At 71.5% G+C, this 18,564-nt stretch carries 16 protein-coding genes; 10 read left to right on the top strand and 6 right to left on the bottom strand.

The window, feature by feature from the left end; all coding sequences use genetic code 11:
• Positions 1-21: 21 nt before the first annotated feature.
• Both HHX35_RS33180 and HHX35_RS44000 read left to right on the top strand, forming a co-directional pair.
• Positions 22-3,171, top strand: coding sequence for a S41 family peptidase (locus HHX35_RS33180; protein WP_182902609.1), 3,150 nt, complete (start codon positions 22-24; stop codon positions 3,169-3,171).
• Between the two features lie 215 nt (positions 3,172-3,386).
• On the top strand, positions 3,387-5,033 hold the full coding sequence (locus HHX35_RS44000) for a cellulase family glycosylhydrolase (RefSeq protein ID WP_259405636.1): 1,647 nt from the start codon (positions 3,387-3,389) through the stop codon (positions 5,031-5,033).
• Positions 5,034-5,126: 93 nt separating this feature from the next.
• Here the strand turns inward: HHX35_RS44000 and lexA are convergent, their stop codons facing one another.
• Positions 5,127-5,843: a transcriptional repressor LexA gene (gene lexA, locus HHX35_RS33170; RefSeq protein ID WP_167538760.1), complete on the bottom strand. Its 717-nt coding sequence runs from the start codon at positions 5,841-5,843 to the stop codon at positions 5,127-5,129.
• 431 nt (positions 5,844-6,274) lie between these two features.
• On the opposite strand from lexA, the gene nrdR reads away from it, so the two are divergent.
• Together nrdR and HHX35_RS33160 are read left to right on the top strand one after the other, a co-directional pair.
• Entirely contained in the window at positions 6,275-6,739 is a 465-nt protein-coding gene (gene nrdR, locus HHX35_RS33165) for a transcriptional regulator NrdR (RefSeq protein WP_076434421.1), read from the top strand.
• 119 nt (positions 6,740-6,858) lie between these two features.
• Positions 6,859-9,750 carry a vitamin B12-dependent ribonucleotide reductase gene (locus HHX35_RS33160; protein ID WP_182902608.1) on the top strand — a complete coding sequence of 964 codons (2,892 nt, stop codon included), beginning with the start codon at positions 6,859-6,861 and terminating at the stop codon, positions 9,748-9,750.
• Positions 9,751-9,861: 111 nt separating this feature from the next.
• Here the strand turns inward: HHX35_RS33160 and HHX35_RS33155 are convergent, their stop codons facing one another.
• Positions 9,862-10,668 carry an alpha/beta fold hydrolase gene (locus tag HHX35_RS33155; RefSeq protein ID WP_182902607.1) on the bottom strand — a complete coding sequence of 269 codons (807 nt, stop codon included), beginning with the start codon at positions 10,666-10,668 and terminating at the stop codon, positions 9,862-9,864.
• A gap of 11 nt (positions 10,669-10,679) precedes the next feature.
• Positions 10,680-12,191 carry an MFS transporter gene (locus HHX35_RS33150; protein ID WP_182902606.1) on the bottom strand — a complete coding sequence of 504 codons (1,512 nt, stop codon included), beginning with the start codon at positions 12,189-12,191 and terminating at the stop codon, positions 10,680-10,682.
• 120 nt (positions 12,192-12,311) lie between these two features.
• Between HHX35_RS33150 and HHX35_RS33145 the strand changes: the two genes are divergently transcribed.
• Positions 12,312-12,773 carry a MarR family winged helix-turn-helix transcriptional regulator gene (locus HHX35_RS33145; protein WP_182902605.1) on the top strand — a complete coding sequence of 154 codons (462 nt, stop codon included), beginning with the start codon at positions 12,312-12,314 and terminating at the stop codon, positions 12,771-12,773.
• 28 nt (positions 12,774-12,801) lie between these two features.
• The gene (locus HHX35_RS33140; RefSeq protein ID WP_182902604.1) at positions 12,802-13,428 is read left to right on the top strand and encodes an NADPH-dependent F420 reductase; all 627 of its coding nucleotides are present in this window, start codon (positions 12,802-12,804) and stop codon (positions 13,426-13,428) included.
• Between the two features lie 4 nt (positions 13,429-13,432).
• Here the strand turns inward: HHX35_RS33140 and HHX35_RS33135 are convergent, their stop codons facing one another.
• Complete coding sequence (locus tag HHX35_RS33135) at positions 13,433-14,554, bottom strand: Gfo/Idh/MocA family protein (protein WP_182902603.1); 1,122 nt, start codon at positions 14,552-14,554, stop codon at positions 13,433-13,435.
• A 90-nt stretch (positions 14,555-14,644) separates the two neighbouring features.
• Here HHX35_RS33135 and HHX35_RS33130 point away from each other — a divergent pair, with 90 nt between their 5' ends.
• Positions 14,645-15,280: a TetR/AcrR family transcriptional regulator gene (locus HHX35_RS33130; protein WP_182902602.1), complete on the top strand. Its 636-nt coding sequence runs from the start codon at positions 14,645-14,647 to the stop codon at positions 15,278-15,280.
• Here HHX35_RS33130 and HHX35_RS33125 read toward each other — a convergent pair whose 3' ends face one another.
• Positions 15,281-15,715, bottom strand: coding sequence for a YbjN domain-containing protein (locus HHX35_RS33125; protein WP_161628047.1), 435 nt, complete (start codon positions 15,713-15,715; stop codon positions 15,281-15,283).
• A 42-nt stretch (positions 15,716-15,757) separates the two neighbouring features.
• Here HHX35_RS33125 and HHX35_RS33120 point away from each other — a divergent pair, with 42 nt between their 5' ends.
• A complete protein-coding gene (locus HHX35_RS33120) occupies positions 15,758-16,309 on the top strand; it encodes a sigma factor (protein ID WP_310739478.1) in 552 nt (183 codons plus the stop codon).
• Positions 16,310-16,316: 7 nt separating this feature from the next.
• Here HHX35_RS33120 and HHX35_RS33115 read toward each other — a convergent pair whose 3' ends face one another.
• A complete protein-coding gene (locus HHX35_RS33115; RefSeq protein WP_182902600.1) occupies positions 16,317-16,883 on the bottom strand; it encodes a TetR/AcrR family transcriptional regulator in 567 nt (188 codons plus the stop codon).
• Between the two features lie 73 nt (positions 16,884-16,956).
• On the opposite strand from HHX35_RS33115, the gene HHX35_RS33110 reads away from it, so the two are divergent.
• Both HHX35_RS33110 and HHX35_RS33105 read left to right on the top strand, forming a co-directional pair.
• Positions 16,957-17,676 carry an SDR family oxidoreductase gene (locus HHX35_RS33110; protein ID WP_182902599.1) on the top strand — a complete coding sequence of 240 codons (720 nt, stop codon included), beginning with the start codon at positions 16,957-16,959 and terminating at the stop codon, positions 17,674-17,676.
• The gene (locus HHX35_RS33105) at positions 17,673-18,464 is read left to right on the top strand and encodes an SDR family NAD(P)-dependent oxidoreductase (RefSeq protein ID WP_182902598.1); all 792 of its coding nucleotides are present in this window, start codon (positions 17,673-17,675) and stop codon (positions 18,462-18,464) included. Before HHX35_RS33110 ends, HHX35_RS33105 begins: the two co-directional genes overlap by 4 nt.
• Positions 18,465-18,564: the final 100 nt, after the last annotated feature.

The following is an 18,564-nucleotide window of genomic DNA, read 5'->3' as shown; positions in this document are numbered from 1 at the left end:
CACCCGGCATAGGGTGCGGGTGTGGCGAATGGTGCGTACCTGAGATACCCCCACCTGAACGGCGACCTCCTCACCTTCGTGGCGGACGACGACGTCTGGCTGGCACCCACGAGCGGCGGCAGGGCGTGGCGGTTCACGGCCGACCGGGTGCCGGTCTCCCACCCCCGGTTCTCCTCCGACGGCACGCGCATCGCGTGGACGAGCACCCGCGAGGGCGATCCCGAGGTGTTCGCCGCCGATCTGGACGGGGCCGAGGGCGAGCGGCTCACGCACTGGGGCAACGGCATGACGGGCGTGCGCGGCTGGACCGAGGACGGGAACGTGCTGGCCGTCACCGCCGCGGGCCACGGCTCACGGTCCCTGCAGTGGGCCTACGCGGTTCCGCTGGACGGCGGCCCGGCGACGGCTCTGCCGTACGGCAGGGTCAGCGAGGCCGCGGTCAGCGGCCGCAGGGTGGCGACCGTCTCGGCGGTGTGGCGCGAGCCGTCGCAGTGGAAGCGATACCGGGGCGGCACCGCGGCCAAGATCTGGGTGGACGCCACGGGCGGCGGCGAGTTCACCCGCCTGTTCGCCGACAACCCCGCGCAGCACTGGTCGGTCACGTGGGTGGGGGAGCGCCTGGCCTTCCTCGCCGACACCGACGGCGACGGCAACCTCTACTCCTGCCTGCCCGACGGCTCGGACCTGCGGCAGCACACCACGCACCGCGGCTTCTACGTGCGGCATGCCGCATCGGACGGCTCCCGGGTCGTCTACAGTCTCGGCGGCGACCTGTGGCTGCTGGAGAGCCTGGACGCCGAGCCGTACAAGCTGGACATCACCCTGAGCGGGCCGCGCCCGGCCAGGGCCAGGCACCCGGCGCCGAACGACGTCGGCGGCTTCGCGCCGGACCGCATCGGGCGAGCCAGTGTGGTCGAGATCCGCGGCACCGCCCACTGGCTGCCCCACCGCGACGGCCCCGCCGGCGCGCTGCGCGCCGAGCCCGGCGTCCGGGTACGGCTGCCGCGGCCTCTTGACGACGCCGGCCGGGCCGTCTGGGTGTCGGACGCCTCCGGCGAGGACGGGTTGGAGATCGGCACGCCTGGCGGTGAGATCAGCATGCTGGCCGCCGGTCGGCTCGGCCGGGTGCTCGACCTGGCCGCCGCGCCGGACGGCAAACACGCCGCGGTCGCCACCCACGACGGACGGTTGCTGGTGGTCGATCTCGACTCCGGGAACATCCGCGAGGTGGACCGCACCACCCACGGCGACGTGCAGCACCTGACGTTCTCGCCGGACTCGGCCTGGCTCGCGTGGGCGCATGCCTATCAGCCCTGGCGCTGCCACCTCAAGCTGGCCCGCGTGGACGGCAGCACCGCGATCGAGGTCACCCCGCCACGCTTCAACGACTACAGCCCGTCCTTCACGATGGACGGCAAGTACCTGGCCTTCCTGTCGGACCGCACGTTCAACCCGGTCTACGACAGTCACGTCTTCGACCTGTCCTTCCCGACCAGTTGCCGGCCCTACCTGGTGCCGCTCAAGGCCACGACGCCCTCGCCGTTCGATCCCTCACTGGCGGGCCGCGGCTTCGGCGGGGAGGACGACACCGGTGAGGCTGCCACGGACGACGGCAAGCCCGACCCTCCGCGTGCGACCGAGGTGGACGCCGACGGGCTGGCGGCGCGGATCGTGCCCGTGCCGGTGCCCGCGGGCACCTACTCCAACCTGCGTGCCGCCAAGGGCGGCCTGCTGTGGCTGCGCCATCCGCTCACCGGTGAGATCGGCGACGGCACCGAGTCCGGCGAGCCGGTCCTTGAACGCTATGACCTGGTCAAGCGCAAGGTCAGCGAGCTGGGCAGGGAGTTCGCGGCCTTCGAGGTCAGCGGCGACGGCACGCGCCTGGTGACCAGCGGCGGCAACGGCCTGCAGACCCGCGCGACCGGGGAGGACGACGAGGTCGTCACCATCGACCTGGACCGCGTGGCCGTGACCGTCGACCCGGTCGCCGAGTGGCGGCAGGCCTACAACGAGGCCGGGCGGCTCATGCGCGACCACTTCTGGCGGGCGGACATGAACGGCGTGGACTGGCCGGCCACGCTCGACCGCTACGCACTCCTCGTGGAGCGGATCGGCGCCTACTCCGAGCTGATCGACCTGCTCTGGGAGGTCCAGGGCGAGCTGGCCACCTCCCACGCGTACGCGCGGCCGAGCGGTGCCGGCCGCGATCCCCGGCGCCGCCAGGGCCTGCTCGGCGCCGACCTCGCCCGGGACGGGAACGGGGTGTGGCGGATCAGCCGCATCCTGCCCGGGGAGTCCTCCGACCACGAGGCCCGCTCGCCGCTGCTCGCGCCCGGCGTCGCCGTCCGGGAGGGCGATGCGATCGTCGCCGTGAGCGGGCGCCCGGTCGATCCGGTCCGCGGGCCGCTGGCACTGCTGTCCGGTACGGCGGGGCGGCCTGTGGAGCTGACCGTCCAGCCCGGTTCCGGCGGCGAGACCCGCCGGGTCGTCGTCACGCCCGTCGCGGACGAGACGCGGCTGCGGTACCACGACTGGGTGGTGGGACGGCGGGCGTTCGTTCGGGAGGCGTCGGGCGGGCGGCTCGGCTACCTGCACGTGCCGGACATGATGTCCACCGGGTGGGCGCAGTTCCACCGGGATCTGCGTGTCGAGATGGGCTTCGACGGGCTCATCGTGGACATCCGCGACAACGGCGGCGGGCATGTCTCCGAGCTGGTGCTGGAGAAACTGCAGCGGCGGGTGACCGGGTGGTCGCTGGCCCGGGGCTACGAGCCGGCGCGATACCCGGAGGACTCGCCTCGCGGGCCGATCGTGGGGGTCACCGACGAGTTCGCCGGGTCGGACGGAGACATCGTCAGTGCCGGGATCAAGAACCGTGGCATCGGACCGCTCGTGGGCACGAGGACCTGGGGTGGCGTGATCGGCATCGACTCGCGCTACTCGCTCGTGGACGGGACCGTCGTCACGCAGCCGCGGTACTCGTTCTGGCTCGAAGGCGAGGGGTGGGGCGTCGAGAACCACGGCGTCGACCCGGACGTCGAGGTCGTCGTGACGCCGCAGGACCTGGTCGCCGGGCGGGATCCGCAGCTGGCACGGGCGGTGGAGCTGGCCCTGGCGGCGCTGCAGGAGAGGCATCCGGCCACCCCGCCGGAGTTGCCGCCGCTGCGGTGATCCTGGCGCCGAAGCTCGTCGGCATCGTGCCGTGACGGGACGTTGACGATCGGCTGGCCTTCCGGACAAAATTACGCCCGAGCCACAAACTAGTCATATCGATGTAGGCGTGCGGTCAGGGCATGCCGCGACCACCACCGCTCCGGCGGTGGTCTGGGGTGCGCGCCTGACCGTATGGCTCGGCGTCGGCGTGCGCCCCGCGTGGGAGGCACGTCTTGTACAGACGAATTCTCGGCGGGCTGGCGACGGCCGCCGCGATGGCGGCGACCGTTCTCGTCGTCACCGGGTCGCCGGCGAACGCCGCCGGCACGGGCACCGGCTACCTGCACACCAGCGGGAACAAGATCGTCGACAGCACCGGCGCCACGGTCCGGCTGACCGGCATCAACTGGTTCGGCATGGAGACCGACAACAAGACCTTCCACGGGTTGTGGGCGAACAACCCGTGGAAGAGCCAGCTCGACCTCATGGCGAGCCTGGGCTACAACACCATCCGGGTGCCGTTCTCGGACGACGCCCTGAAGCCGGGCGCGCAGGCGACGAGCGTCAACACCTACTCCAACCCCGACCTGATCGGCCTGTCCCCGCTGCAGATCCTCGACAAGGTCGTGGACTACGCGGGCCAGAAGGGCATGCGGATCATCCTCGACCGGCACCGGCCGACCAGCGCGGGCCAGACGGCGCTGTGGTACACCTCGGGCGTCCCCGAGTCCACCTGGATCAGCGACTGGAAGTCGCTGGCCCAGCACTACGCCGGCAACACCACCGTCATCGGGGCCGACCTGCACAACGAGCCGCACGCCGACGGCACCAACCCGAACGCGACCGGCTCCTGCTGGGGCTGCGGCGACGAGTCGCGCGACTGGCGCCTGGCGGCCGAGCGTGCGGGCAACGCCATCCTGTCCGTGCAGCCCAACTGGCTGATCTTCGTGGAGGGCGTGAGCTGCCCGAGCGGCGGCCTGTCCAACGTCTGGGACAACGACACCAGCAACGACGAGGACTGCGGCTGGTGGGGCGGCAACCTCACCAAGGCGGGCCAGTACCCGGTGCGGCTGAACGTGGCCAACCGGCTCGTCTACTCGCCCCACGAGTACGCCACGTCGGTCTACCACCAGGCGTGGTTCGACGACCCGTCGTACCCGGCGAACATGCCGGCCATCTGGGACAAGTACTTCGGCTACCTGTACAAGCAGAACATCGCGCCGATCATGGTGGGTGAGTTCGGCACCACGCTCGCCAGCAACACCGACAAGATCTGGCTCCAGGAGCTCATGAAGTACATGGGCAGCGGGGTGAACGGCATGTCGTTCACCTACTGGTCGTGGAACCCCAACTCGGGTGACACGGGCGGCATCCTGAAGGACGACTGGGCGACGGTCGACCAGGCCAAGCAGAGCATCATCTCGCCCTACCTGATCCCGCCGACCGGTGGCGGTAACCCGACGCCGCCGGTGTCGCCCTCGGCCTCGCCGAGCGTGTCGCCGTCGGCGTCTCCGTCGGCTTCCCCGTCGGCTTCCCCGTCGGCGTCTCCGTCCGCGTCTCCCTCGTCGCCGGGCGGGAAGACCTGCACGGCCACGTACAAGGTCGTCAACCAGTACTCCGGCGGCTTCCAGGGTGAGGTCACGGTGAAGGCGGGTTCCTCGGCCATCTCGGCCTGGACCGTGAAGTGGGCCTTCCCGAACGGCCAGAGCATCAGCCAGCTCTGGAACGGCACGCTCAGCGCGAGCGGGTCGAACGTCACGGTGACGAACCTGTCCTACAACGGCGCGCTGGGCGCCGGGGCCTCGTCCACCTTCGGCTTCAACGGCAGCTGGTCGGGCACCAACGGCGTTCCTTCGCCGGTGAGCTGCACCGCCTCCTGACGGCGGACCGAACACGGCACAGCACAAGCCCGGCGCTCTCGTGAGCGCCGGGCTTGTCCCTGTGCGGCGTCCGGAACCGGCGAGCCGCTGCTGCTACAGCTTGCGCAGGACGGCCGTGACCTTGCCGAGCACGGTGGCCTCGTCACCGGGGATCGGCTCGTAGTTGGGGTTGTGCGGCACCAGCCACACGTGCCCGTCCTTGCGCTTGAACGTCTTCACGGTGGCCTCGCCGTCGATCATGGCGGCCACGATGTCGCCGTTGTCGGCGACCGGCTGCTGCCGCACCACGACCCAGTCGCCGTCGGCGATGGCGGCCTCGATCATCGAGTCGCCGGAGACCTGGAGCAGGAACAGCGTGCCCTCGCCCACGAGCTGCTTGGGCAGCGCGAACACGTCCTCGATGCTCTGCTCGGCGAGGATGGGACCACCGGCCGCGATGCGGCCGACCAGCGGCACGTAGGCCGCGGTGGGCCGGTTGAATCCGGCCTCCTCCTCGGAGGTGGCGTCCGGGTCCACCCACAGCACCGGCTCGCCCGGCAGCCGGACCTCCAGGGCCCGGGGCCGATGCGGATCACGCCGGAGGTAGCCCTTACGCTGGAGCGCCGTGAGCTGGTGCGACACGCTGGAGGTGCTGGTCAGCTGGACCGCTTCCCCGATCTCCCGCATGGAGGGCGGATAGCCGCGCTGCTGGACCGAGTCGCGGATCACCTCGAGGATCTTCCGCTGCCTCGGGGTGAGGCCAAGCGAGTCGCGCCTGCGAACCGCGAGGTCGCTGACGCCATCCGCTTGCTCACTTCGGTCACTCACGATGCCACCTCTCAATCCGTGTTCCTCATGTCGCACAGAGCGACCGTACCGCGATTCAAGATCACCGTCAAACAATTGTTCGATATCCAGCGAAATCGCCGATCTCGCCGTCCGTCTCATCGTACGGGAGTTCGATCGATCCCGTGTTCGATTTACCCGATCTTCTCTGGTCGTAGTACGCCCAGGTCAGAAGCCGTACGGAAATCGGCAGGGAAAGGCGCGTAAAGGGCGTATTCCACGACGGGCGGGGCAGTTGACGCGGCCGTGACTGGAGGTGCGACACGCGCGCCGAGCAGGCACTTCCTCACCCAGGGCCGGTTCGACTTGCGTTCAAGGTCGGGCGCTCCTACGGTTGGACCACAACATCTAGTAGTCACAGCTGTGTAAGTTCACCACACCTTGTGTTCCGGATGTGCGTTCAGGGAGGCGATGAAGTGCACTGTCCGTTCTGTCGCCACCCGGACACCCGGGTCGTGGACAGCCGTGCGGCCGAGGACGGGGCGGCGATCCGCCGTCGGCGCACCTGCCCCGAGTGCGGGCGCAGGTTCACCACGCAGGAGACCGTACTGCTGATGGTGAGCAAGCGCAGCGGGGTCACCGAGCCGTTCTCCCGGGAGAAGGTCATCGCCGGCGTGCGGCGGGCCTGCCAGGGACGCCCGGTCAGCGAGGACTCCCTCGCCCAGCTCGGGCAGCGCGTCGAGGAGAGCATCCGGGGCACCGGCGCGGCCGAGATCGCCTCCCACGAGGTGGGCCTGGCCATCCTGGGCCCGCTCCGCGACCTCGACGAGGTGGCCTACCTGCGCTTCGCGTCGGTCTACCGCAGCTTCGAGACGCTGGCGGACTTCGAGGCGGAGATCGAGCGGCTCCGCGCGGCCCACAGCACGGTGGGCGAGGAGTAGGCGCCTTCCGGGGGGCCGGGACGAGGCGGGCGGCGGCGCGCGACGGCGCGGCGCGACGATGTGGTTATAACGAGCGTGGTCGGAGAAGGGGCTCCATCGGGCCCTGGGAGGGGGAAGTCATGACGGAGACCGTGAGCGGCACCGTGTCGGGTGTGGGGGGCCGGCCGGGCAAGCGCCCGCGCAAGGGCCTGAAGATGAAGCGCATCTTCACCACCCCGGGTGTCCACCCGTACGACGAGGTCCGCTGGGAGCGGCGCGACGTCGTGATGACGAACTGGCGGGACGGCTCGGTCAACTTCGAGCAGCACGGCGTGGAGTTCCCCGACTTCTGGTCGGTCAACGCGGCCAACATCGTCACCACCAAGTACTTCCGCGGGGCGGTGGGCACCCCGCAGCGCGAGTCGAGCCTCAAGCAACTCGTCGACCGGGTCGTGGGCGTCTACACCAGGACCGGCGTCGAGAACGGCTACTTCGCCTCCGAGGAGGACGCGGAGATCTTCGACCACGAGCTCAAGCACGCGCTGATCCACCAGACCTTCAGCTTCAACTCCCCGGTGTGGTTCAACGTCGGCACCCGCTCCCCCCAGCAGGTGAGCGCCTGCTTCATCCTGGCCGTGGACGACACGATGGAGTCGATCCTCGACTGGTACAAGGAAGAAGGTGTGATCTTCAAGGGCGGCTCCGGCTCCGGGGTCAACCTCTCCCGCATCCGCTCGTCCAAGGAGCTGCTGTCCAGCGGTGGCACGGCCAGCGGCCCGGTCTCCTTCATGCGCGGCGCCGACGCCTCCGCCGGCACCATCAAGTCGGGCGGCGCGACCCGCAGGGCGGCCAAGATGGTCGTCCTCGACGTGGACCACCCCGATATCGAGGAGTTCATCGAGACCAAGGCGCGCGAGGAGGACAAGATCCGTGCGCTGCGCGACGCCGGGTTCGACATGGACCTCGGCGGCAAGGACATCGTGTCCGTGCAGTACCAGAACGCCAACAACTCGGTGCGGGTCTCCGACGAGTTCATGCGGGCCGTCGAGGACGGCGGGCAGTTCGGCCTGCGGGGCCGGCTGACCGGCGAGGTCATCGAGGAGGTCGAGGCGCGGTCGCTGTTCCGCAAGATGGCCAAGGCCGCCTGGGAGTGCGCCGACCCCGGCCTGCAGTACGACGACACGATCAACGACTGGCACACCTGCCCCGAGACCGGGCGCATCACGGCCAGCAACCCCTGCTCGGAGTACGTCCACCTGGACAACTCCTCGTGCAACCTCGCGTCGATCAACCTGCTGAAGTTCCTGCGCGACGACGACTCCTTCGACGTCGCGACCTTCGTGAAGGTCACCGAGCTGATCATCACCGCGATGGACATCTCGATCACCTTCGCCGACTTCCCGACGCAGAAGATCGCCGAGACCACCCGGGCGTACCGCCAGCTCGGCATCGGCTACGCCAACCTGGGCGCGCTGCTCATGGCGACCGGGCACGCGTACGACTCCGACGGCGGCCGGGCCATCGCGGCCGGGATCACCTCGCTGATGACCGCCGTGTCCTACCGCCGCTCGGCCGAGATCGCCGGGATCGTCGGCCCGTACGACGGCTACCAGCGCAACGCCGAGCCGCACAAGCGGGTCATGCGCAAGCACGCCGCGGCCAACGACGACCTGCGCACCCTCGACGACATGGACAAGAGCCTGCACACAGAGGCCACCCGGCAGTGGCAGGAGTGCCTCAGGCTCGGTGAGAAGAACGGCTACCGCAACGCCCAGGCGTCGCTGCTCGCCCCGACCGGCACCATCGGCCTGATGATGGACTGCGACACCACCGGCATCGAGCCCGACCTGGCGCTGGTGAAGTTCAAGAAGCTCGTCGGCGGCGGCTCGATGCAGATCGTCAACCAGACGATCCCGCGGGCGCTGCGCCGGCTCGGCTACCTCGAGGAGCAGGTCGAGGCCATCGTCGAGTACATCGCCGAGCACGGCCACGTCGTGGACGCCCCCGGCCTGCGGCCGGAGCACTACGAGGTGTTCGACTGCGCGATGGGCGAGCGGGCCATCGCCCCGATGGGCCACGTCCGGATGATGGCGGCCGTCCAGCCGTTCCTGTCCGGCGCGATCTCCAAGACCGTGAACCTGCCCGAGTCGGCCACGGTGGACGACATCGAGCAGGTCTACCTGGAGGGCTGGAAGCTCGGCCTGAAGGCCCTGGCCGTCTACCGCGACAACTGCAAGGTCGGCCAGCCGCTGTCGGTCGCGAAGAAGACCTCCGAGGAGGTCCCCGCCGAGACCTCCGCCGAGAAGGAGCCGATCGTCCAGGTCGTGGAGGTCGCGCGGCCGACCAGGCGGCGGATGCCGAACCAGCGGCCGAGCACCACCACCCGCTTCACCGTGGGCGGCGCCAAGGGCTACATGACCGCCTCGTCCTACCCGGACGACGGCCTGGGCGAGGTCTTCCTCAAGATGTCCAAGCAGGGCAGCACGCTCGCGGGCGTGATGGACGCCTTCTCCGTGGCGATCTCGATCGGCCTCCAGTACGGCGTGCCGCTCGACACGTACGTGCAGAAGTTCGTCAACATGCGCTTCGAGCCGGCGGGCATGACCGACGACCCCGACGTCCGGATGGCGCAGTCCGTGATGGACTACATCTTCCGGCGGCTCGCGCTCGACTACCTGCCGTACGAGGACCGGGCGGCCCTGGGCATCTTCTCCGCCTCCGAGCGGGCCGCGCAGCAGCGCGGCGAGGACCCGGCCGCGCTCCAGGACGTGGACACCGCCGCCCTGGCGCAGTCTGCGCCCATCGAGAAGGCGCAGTCCGCGCCCGTCGAGGCCAAGCCCGCCGAGGGGCCGTCCGCCGGGCAGGTCGTGCCGGTGGCGGTGCCGGAGCCGCGCCGGGTCGGCGCCTCGCTGGAGAGCCACCAGGGCCGTACGGCGGACGCGCCGCTGTGCATGACCTGCGGCACCAAGATGCGCCCGGCCGGCAGCTGCTACGTCTGCGAGGGCTGCGGCAGCACCAGCGGCTGCAGCTGAGACAGGCGATCGCGCGTGGTCTCTCCATGACGGATGCCTCCCACCCGGGTTCGGGTGGGAGGCATCCGTCGATCCGACTGTCGTACCTCCGTGCGATCGTTTTCGGGAACCTCAGACCGTAGCGGTCACGCGGTCCAGGTGGTCGGTGATGACCGCGGTGAACGCGGCGGGGTCCTCGAACGGCAGGCCGTGCCCGCCGGGGACCGTCACGAGGTCCGCGTGCGGGATCAGCCGGTGGAGCCCGCGCTGGTGGTGCGGCGGCACGATCCGGTCGTCGGCGCTGGAGACGATCAGCGTCGGCGCGGACACGCGTGGCAGCAGTTCCGTGATGTCGACGGAGATGTCGGCCAGAGCCTGCCTGGCGAACCCCTCCTCCGTCCCGTCGAGAGAGGCCGTGAACGCGGCGGCGGCCTGCTCGAAGTCCTCCGGTGAGCGGGCGCGCAGCGTGGCGTCGCCCATCGCGGTCACCTGGAGCAGCCGGGCGAGCAGTTCCCTGTCGGTGCGCACCAGGCGGATCCACAGGTCCATCTGGAAGGCCATCCACGGGTCGGTCCTGGCCCATCCGGCGTGCGCGGTCAGCGACAGCACCTTCTCCGGCCGGATGCCGGCCGCCGCCAGCGCCACGACGGCGCCGAGCGAGTGGCCGACCAGGTGGAACCGCTCCAGGCCGGCGTGCCCGGCCACGCCGAGCACCTGGGCGACCAGGTCCTCCACGTGGATCGGGCCGCCTCCGTCGACGGTGGCGCCCGAGCCGGACAGGTCGGGGGCGACCACGGTGAAGCGATCGGCGACGGCCTCGATGAGCGGGGCCCAGTTGGTCTCGCCGGTGGCGCCGGTGCCGTGGACGAGTACGAGGCCGGGCCCGGTTCCGGTGACGAGATAGTTGACGGTGCCGGAGCCGACGGTGACGACAGGCATGGTCGTTCCTTTCACGTGGTGACCCGCGCGGGTTCGCGGACGGACATCAGGAGACCGACGGCGAGCGCGCCGGCCAGTGACAGGAGGGTCAGCAGCCACAGGGCGGTGTGCAGGGCGTCCGCGTAGCCGGCGCTCGCCAGGCGGGCGAACTCCAGCCGCCCGGCCCCCGCCGGCGCGGCGCCCGCGAGGTCGCCCTGCAGCAGGCGGGAGGTCGCCCGGGCCGCCCGCGCCTCGCCGTACCGGCCGGTCAGGCTCGCCCGGGTCAGCGCCGACAGCATGGCGCCGAGCACGGCGATGGCGACGACCTCACCGGTGATGCGGGCCGTGTTGAACAGCCCTGCCGCCATGCCGGCCCGCGCGGGCTCGACGGAGGAGACCGCCGCCCCGTCGACCACGGCCAGCGACATGCCGAAACCCGTCCCGATCAGCAGCAACGGCACGGCGAGTCGCGCCGGGCCCGATCCGGCGGGCACCGCCGCCAGCAGACCGGTCCCGGCCCCGACCAGCAGCAGCGTGGTCACCAGCAGGACGCGCTGCGACAGGCGGCGGGTCAGGGCGCCGGTGACGGGCGGCATCACCAGCGTCGGCCCGGTCAGCAGCATCAACGTCAGACCCGCCTGCCGGGCCGAGTAACCGGAAGTGGCCATGAGGTAGGGCGGCAGCACGATCGTCAGCGCGACGAAGCCGAAGGCGAGCAGGAACGGCATGGACGCGATCGCCGCGAACCGGGGCCGGGCCAGCAGCGACAGATCCACCAGCGGCGCGGGATGACGCCGTTCGGCCATGGCGAAGGCCGCCGACAGGACGGCGCAGGCGGCGAAGGCGGCCGGCACCGCCGGGTGCGTCCATCCGAGAGCCGGCCCCTCGATCACGCCGAAGGTGAAGGCGGTGAGCGCGAGGGTGAAGGCGGCAGCCCCGCCCCAGTCCATGGGGCCGTCCAGGGGGGCGCGCGACTCGTCCGGCAACGCGCTCAGTGGCAGCACCGGCAGCAGCGCGATCCCGGCCGCCGCGAACAGGCTGCGCCATCCGACGGCGCCGACCAGTGTTCCGGCGATCACCGGGCCGAAGGCAAGTCCCAGGCCGAGCGTGGTGCCGAACCAGGCGAACGCCTTGGTCCTGCCGGGGCCCGCGGGGTAGGCGTGCGCGAGCAGCGCGGTGCCGCCGGTGGTGGCCGCGGCGGCGCCCGCGCCCGCGAGCGCCCTGGCCGCGATCAGTACGCCGATGTCCGGGGCGGCGGCGGCCAGGAGCATCGACGCCGTGAACACGCCGGCGCCGAGGGCGAACATCCTGCGCCGCCCGATCCGGTCGGCCAGCGCCCCGGTGCTCGCCATGAACGCGGCGAAGGTGAGGAAGAAGGCGTTGACCACCCACTGGGTGGCGTCCAGCCCGGCGCGCAGGTCCGCGCCGATGTCGCCGAGCGCCTCGGCGGTGCCCGTGGCGGTCACCGGGACGAGCAGCACCGCGGCGCAGACCACGGCGAGGGACGGCGCCCGCCGTCGTGGGCCAGGACGATCCGCAGGCATCGACTCTGATAACCATAAGAACTCTGATGGACATCAGAGGATGGATGAATAGCGGAAGGCCTGTCAAACCGGTGGTAGGGTCCGCATGTCAGAACCCTGACGGCCCGGGAGAGCGTAGTGATGGGAGCCGAGGAGGCGAGGATCGCCGAGGCGGTGGCGTGGCGGCCCGGCAACGCCATCAAGCGCGCGGAACAGGCGCTGATCGTGGAGAAGAGCCGCGTGCTGCGGCCGTTCGGGCTGACCGTCCCGCAGTATGCGGCGATGTACGCGCTGTCGCTCGCGCCCGGCATCTCGGGGGCGAAGCTGGCGCGGTTCTGTTCGGTCACCCCGCAGAGCATGACGACCGTGCTCAAGACGCTGGAGTCGCGTGGGCTGGTGGAGCGGCGTCCCTCCAGCGATCACGCCCAGGTGCTCGTCACCCGGCTCACCCGCGCCGGGCAGGCGCTGCTGCGCAAGGCCGACGCGGCGGCCGTTGCCGTGGAGCGCAGGCTGGTGGAGGAGTTCACGCCCGACGAGGCCGACCGGCTACGGGATCTCCTGGAACGGGCCGTCGTCGTCCTGCAGGACCCGCCCGGGGAATGACCGTGGCGGCGGGCGTGTTGCCGCAGCCATGGTCATCGGATTCATCGGCAGCGGGAAGATCGGCGGCACCCTGGCGAAGCTGGCGGTCGACGCCGGGCACTCGGTGGTGCTGAGCAACTCCCGCGGGCCGGACACGCTCTCCGAACTCGTGGCCCGGCTGGGCCCGGACGCACGCGCCGCTTCCGCGGCCGAGGCCGCGGAAGCGGGCGACATCGTGGTCGTCACGATCCCCTTCGCGCGGTACCGGGAGGTCCCCGTCGAGCCGCTCGACGGGAAGATCGTCATCGACACGAACAACTACTACTTCGAGCGGGACGGTCACTTCCCCGAGATCGACGCGGGCGAGACCACCGATAGCCAGGTGCTGGCCGCGCACGTGCCGGGAGCCCGCGTCGTCAAGGCGTTCAACTCCATCTATTACGTCCACCTCGCCGAGCAGGGACTGCCCGCGGGTACGGCCGGCCGTCGGGCGCTGCCCATCGCCGGCGACGACGCCGAGGCCAAGAAGACGGTCGCCGAACTGATCGACTCCTTCGGCTTCGACGTGGTCGACGCGGGCCCGCTCGCGGAGGGGCGGCGCTTCCAGCGGGACAAGCCCGCCTACAACGTACGCCTGACGACCGGCGAGTTGCGCGACGCCCTCGCCCGGGGCTGACCGGTCAGACGGGGGCGCCGATGGGGACGACCGTCTGACGGGTGCCGGTCTCGGCGGAGCGGCGGATCGCGTCGAGCAGACCGTGCAGGCGCAGGCCGTGGGCGAAGTCCGGCACCCGCCCTCCGCCCGTCCGGAGGTCGGCGGCGAGCGCGGCGTAGAGCTCGGCGACGTTGCGCGCGTCGCCCGCCGCCCCGGGCACCCGGACGTACTCCTCGGGAACCGGCAGCTCCTTCCACGCGCCGCCCGCCGTCCCGTAGAGGCGCAGCTCACTGATCTGCACGCCGTACGGGCTGCCGGGGCCGGTGGACACGAGGGAGAGGTCGCCCTCCGTGCCGGAGATCTCGATTCGCGTGCCCGGCTCGGTGACCTTGCCGCTGTGGAGGTGCAGGGAGACCACCGCGCCGCTCGCCATGGTGGCGGAGAGCAGGAGCTGGTCGGGGGCGTCGGCCTCGATCGTCTCGCCGCTCTCCTCGACGACGTACTTCCCCCGCTGGACGGAGAGGGCGGCGGACAGGGAAGCGACGCCGCCCAGGAGATGCTCCACGACGTCGAGCGTGTGCCCGCCCACGACCTCGAGCAGCCCGGCCGCGCCGGCACGGGTGACCGTGTACGCCGACCAGGACGGCAGCCTTCCGCTCGCGCCCTTGCCGACCGCCGAGTGGACGTTCACCGAGGTGACCCGGCCCACCGCGCCGTCCCGGAGCAGGTCGCGGGCGTAGGCCGCTGCGGGGGCGAACCGGCCCTGCAGCCCGAGCGCGTGCCGCACGCCGGCCGTCCGCGCCTGGTCGAGCAGGTCCTGCGCCTCGGCGGTCGTCCGCGCCAGCGGCCATTCGCACAGCACGTGGGTGCCGGCCTCCAGGGCGGCGCCGACGAGCTGGGCATGGTGGGGGACCTTGACCGTGACGGCGACGAGGTCCACCTCGGGGTGCGCGGCGAGGGCCCGGGGATCGGTGAACGCGTGCTCGGCGCCGAACCGGCGCGCGGCCTCCCGGGCGCTGTCCTCCCGGCTGGTCGCCACGGCCGTGATCTCGTAGTCCGGCAGCGCCCGCAGCGCCGGCACGTGCGCGCGCACCGCCCAGCCGCGCTCGGGATTGGCGCCGACGATGCCCACACGGATTCTGCTCATTTCCGCCTCCACGCAATAAGCGGACTCAGTGCGTCCGGTTGCGACCCTAGCATAACCGGACGCGCCGAGTCCGGTTGGTAGGCTGCGTTCATGAGCGGTCGGGACGGAGCGGTCGGCGTGCTGCTGTCGGCGGAGCCGGGGCGGACGCCCCGGGCCGACGCGCGGCGCAACATGGAGCGGCTGGTGGAGGCCGCGCGGGCGGCGGTGGCCGAGATCGGAGTCGAGGTCACGGCGCACGAGATCGCCCGCAGAGCCGGTGTGGGCATCGGGACCTTCTATCGGCGCGTGTCCTCCCGCGAGGCGCTGCTGGAGGCGGTCCTCGACGAGGTGCTCGCCGAAATGGCCGACCTGGCCGCGAACGCCGGCGCCGACCCCGACCCCTGGCGCGGATTCGAGACCTTCGCCGCCGCGTACGTGCGGCTGCGTGCGGAGAGCTGCGGCATCCGCGAGGCCGTGGGCGGCGCCTGCGGGCCGAACCTCGACCCGGTTCTCGGCCAGATCCAGGAGGGCCTGCGGCTCCTGGTGGAGCGCGCGCAGGAGGCCGGGGTGATGCGGGCCGACGTGGCCTGGCAGGACGTGCCGTTCCTGCTGGCGGCCGTGGCGACCGGTCCGCGCACGCTCAGACTCCGGGCCGGGGACGAGCAGTGGGGCCGGAACCTGCGGATCGTGCTCGACGGGCTGCATGCGCCGCGGACGCAGGGGCTGCCGGGGACCCCGCCGGCCTGATCAGTCGGTCTCGAAGGCGAGCCGGTCGGTGAGCCAGCGGTAGAACTTGATCGAGAACCTGACCCAGTGGGCCACCATCGTGGTCAGATGTTCCCTGGTCACGCCGGCTCCGATGTAGACCTGGGAGTCGCCGACGACCCGGATCGTGCCGTTGTCCTGGGTGAACGCGTACACCTTCGGCCACATCGTGTCCGCGTTCCACTCGTTGATCGCCGTGAGCAGCATCGGCTTGTCGTCCACCGAGTACTGCCTGTCGTAGAAGGACCGTACGGTGAACAGGTCTCCTTCCTTGCCGAACAGGAAGAAGATCGTGAGATGGGCGGTGGAGATCGCCAGGTCGCCCTCTGTGTCTATCGTGTGCTCGATGTCCAGCTCGTCCAGGATCTCCTCAAGGAGGTCCCGGTCCGGCCGGACGACCGCTGGGGAAGGCGTCACCGCTCCATCCTGCCGCATCGGGCCGTCGATGAAGTGGCGGATGTGACAGACGATCCGGCGGAGGAGTTCAGTGGCCACCGCGCCCGGCATTTCGGGCCCGCCTACCGGCTGCTCGGCTCCGCCGCCGAGGCCGAGGACGCGGTGCAGGACTCCTACCTGCGGTGGAACGCCGCCGACCGGGCCGCGATCGCCACGCTCGGCGCCTGGCCGGCGAAGGTCCTCACCGACATCTGCCTCAACCGGCTGACCTCCGAGCGGCGCCGGTTCGACGCCTCGGCGCAGGCCCGCCGCCGGATCGTGGAACGCTTCCTGCCGGCCGCCGAGAACGGCGACCTCGCCGGGCTGGAGAGGGTGCTCGCGGCCGACGTCGTGGCCTGGTCCGACGGCGGCGGCAGGGTGAGCTCGGCCCTGCGGCCGGTGGTGGGGGCCGCGAAGGTGTGCCGCTACCTGGCGGGCCTGGCCGTCCGAGCCACGCGGCGTCCACGCGGCGACGTCGAGGGCACGCGCCGGCTGGCGGAAGCCGCCCGCGCGGCGGGGGCCGGCCAGGCCGTCACCCCGGCCCTGGGCGTGGTCGTCGGGCTCGCCGTCCTGTAGAGGCGCGTCAGCCCGGGAGGTCTCCGTGGGGTCCCGGGCTTGCGGCGATCCTGGCCACGAGCGCCGTGATGTCTCCCGCCAGGGCGGCATCGAGCGGGGCATGCCGGTTGAGCAGCCGATACCACATGGCCCCGAAGATCATGTCGACCAGGAGGTCCAGGTCGGTGCCGGGGGGCGGCGGCATCCGCTCCAGCACCGCCCGCAGGGAGTCCCGCCGTGGACCGATCAGCCGCTCCCGCAGGCGCTCGCCCAGGGCGGGGTCGCTCTGGGCCTCCGCCATGAGGCCGGCCACGATCCTGCCGATCGCGCCGTCCGCCAGCGCGAAGGTCTCGCTCAGGAACGTCTCCAGGTCGGCCTGCGACGGCGCATGGGAGCTCCCGACGAGGTCGGTCATCGCCTCAAGCAGCAGACCGGCCTTGGTGTCCCACCAGCGGTAGAGCGTCTGCCTGCCGGTGCCCGCCTCCTCGGCGATGCCCTTCAGTGTCACGTTCTGATATCCGTCGCGCTCGCACAGCCTCAGCGCGGCCTCGAGTATCGCCCGGCGCGCCTGCTCGCTGCGTGGCCTCCCAACCATGCCGTCACTTTACAGGACACCGTGTCTCGATTTAGGATTCGAGGCAGCGTGTCTCGTATTGAGGAGAGTTCCAGTGAGTGAGCGAGTGGTGATCGTCGGCGGCACGAGCGGCATCGGCCTGGCCACCGCCGTACGGCTGGCCGCGTCGGGCCGCGAGGTCGTCGTCACCGGCCGTACGCCCGAACGCCTGGAGCAGGCGGTCAAGGAGATCGGGGAGCGGGGCTCCGGAGTGGTGGCCGACGCCCGCGATCCGGAGGCGATGCGGAACCTGTTCGCCGAGGTGGGTCCGGTGGACCACGTGGTGGTCAACGTGTCCGGCCGGAAGGGGGCCGGCCCGTTCCGGTCGCTCTCGCCGGACGACCTGCGCGAGGCCCTGGACGACAAGCTGATCGCCCAGGTGGTCGCCGCCCAGGCCGCGCTCCCGGCGCTGCGGCGGGACGGGTCGCTGACGTTCGTCGCGGCGGCCAGCGCGAACAACGCGCTGGCCGAAGTGGCCGGGCTCGCGGCGGTGAACGGCGCCGTCGAGTCGATGATCCCGGGGCTCGCGGTGGAGCTCGCCCCGGTCCGGGTCAACGCGGTGTCGCCCGGCGTGGTCGACACCGAGTGGTGGGACTGGCTGGGGGACAGCCGGCAGGGTGCGCTCGACGGGTTCGCCGCCGCCACAACGGTCGGCAGGATCGGCACCCCCGCCGACGTGGCGAACGCGATCGTGTACCTGATCGAGACGGGTTACGCGACGGGCACCGTGCTGACCGTCGACGGCGGCGTCCGCCTCAAGCCGAGCGCGGCATGAGGACGATCCTCGTCACGGGGGCCACGGACGGGCTGGGCCGCCACCTGGCGGTCCGGCTCGCCGCGTCGGGCGACCGGGTGATCGTGCACGGGCGCGATCCCGAGCGGGTGCGCCGGGTCCGCGCAGAGATCGGCGGGACGACCGAGGGCCTGCTCGCGGACCTCGCCGACCTGCGGCAGGTGGACCGCATGGCGGCCGAGGTCGAGGAGCGGTTCGACCGCCTGGACGTGCTCGTGAACAACGCGGGAGTCGGCGGGGGAGCCCCGGGCTCCGGCAGGCAGGAGAGCGCCGACGGCGTCGAGTTGCGCTTCGCGGTCAACTATCTGGCCGGCTACCACCTGACCCGGCGCCTCGTCCCCCTGCTCGTACGGTCCGCGCCGTCGCGCGTGGTCAACGTGGCGTCGGTGGGACAGCGGGCGATCAACTTCGCCGACCCGATGCTCACCCGGGGGTACGACCGCCAGCGCGCCTACTCCCAGAGCAAGCTCGCGCAGATCATGTTCACGTTCGACCTCGCGGAGGAGCTCGCCGGACAGGGGGTGTCGGTGACCGCGCTGCATCCGGCGACGTACATGGACACCACGATGGTCCGGGAGGCCGGCGTGCCCGTCCTCAGCTCCGTGCGGGAGGGCGGCGACGCCACCCTCCGCCTGATCGACGGGAAGGTCTCCAGCGGCACCTACCACGTCGGGACGACCGAGGGCCGGGCCGACCCCCAGGCGTACGACCGCGAGGCCCGGGCCCGCCTCCGCGAGCTGAGCGACCGCCTCGTGCGCGAGGCCCTCTGAACGAGGCGCTGAACGGCCGCGCTGCGGCGTCCTCGGGAACCTCCGGGTGGCCGCGGCGGTAGTCAGGGGCATGAGGCACACTGCGGTTGGCTTATGCGGC

It is taken from the genome of Microbispora sp. H10830 (assembly GCF_014161375.1).
GTDB classification, from domain to species: Bacteria; Actinomycetota; Actinomycetes; order Streptosporangiales; family Streptosporangiaceae; genus Microbispora; species Microbispora catharanthi.
Note: the sequence above shows the minus strand (reverse complement) of the source record. Positions and strands in the feature narration are given on the sequence as shown.

Bases quoted from the DNA above. Each gene is read 5' to 3' on its own strand.
- HHX35_RS33105 (WP_182902598.1), top strand. From the start codon at position 17,673: ATGAGGACGATCCTCGTCACGGGGGCCACGGACGGGCTGGGCCGCCAC.
- HHX35_RS33140 (WP_182902604.1), top strand. From the start codon at position 12,802: ATGGTCATCGGATTCATCGGCAGCGGGAAGATCGGCGGCACCCTGGCG.
- HHX35_RS33150 (WP_182902606.1), bottom strand. From the start codon at position 12,191: ATGCCTGCGGATCGTCCTGGCCCACGACGGCGGGCGCCGTCCCTCGCC.
- HHX35_RS33160 (WP_182902608.1), top strand. From the start codon at position 6,859: ATGACGGAGACCGTGAGCGGCACCGTGTCGGGTGTGGGGGGCCGGCCG.
- HHX35_RS33130 (WP_182902602.1), top strand. From the start codon at position 14,645: ATGAGCGGTCGGGACGGAGCGGTCGGCGTGCTGCTGTCGGCGGAGCCG.
- HHX35_RS33145 (WP_182902605.1), top strand. From the start codon at position 12,312: ATGGGAGCCGAGGAGGCGAGGATCGCCGAGGCGGTGGCGTGGCGGCCC.
- HHX35_RS33155 (WP_182902607.1), bottom strand. From the start codon at position 10,668: ATGCCTGTCGTCACCGTCGGCTCCGGCACCGTCAACTATCTCGTCACC.
- HHX35_RS33135 (WP_182902603.1), bottom strand. From the start codon at position 14,554: ATGAGCAGAATCCGTGTGGGCATCGTCGGCGCCAATCCCGAGCGCGGC.
- HHX35_RS33115 (WP_182902600.1), bottom strand. From the start codon at position 16,883: ATGGTTGGGAGGCCACGCAGCGAGCAGGCGCGCCGGGCGATACTCGAG.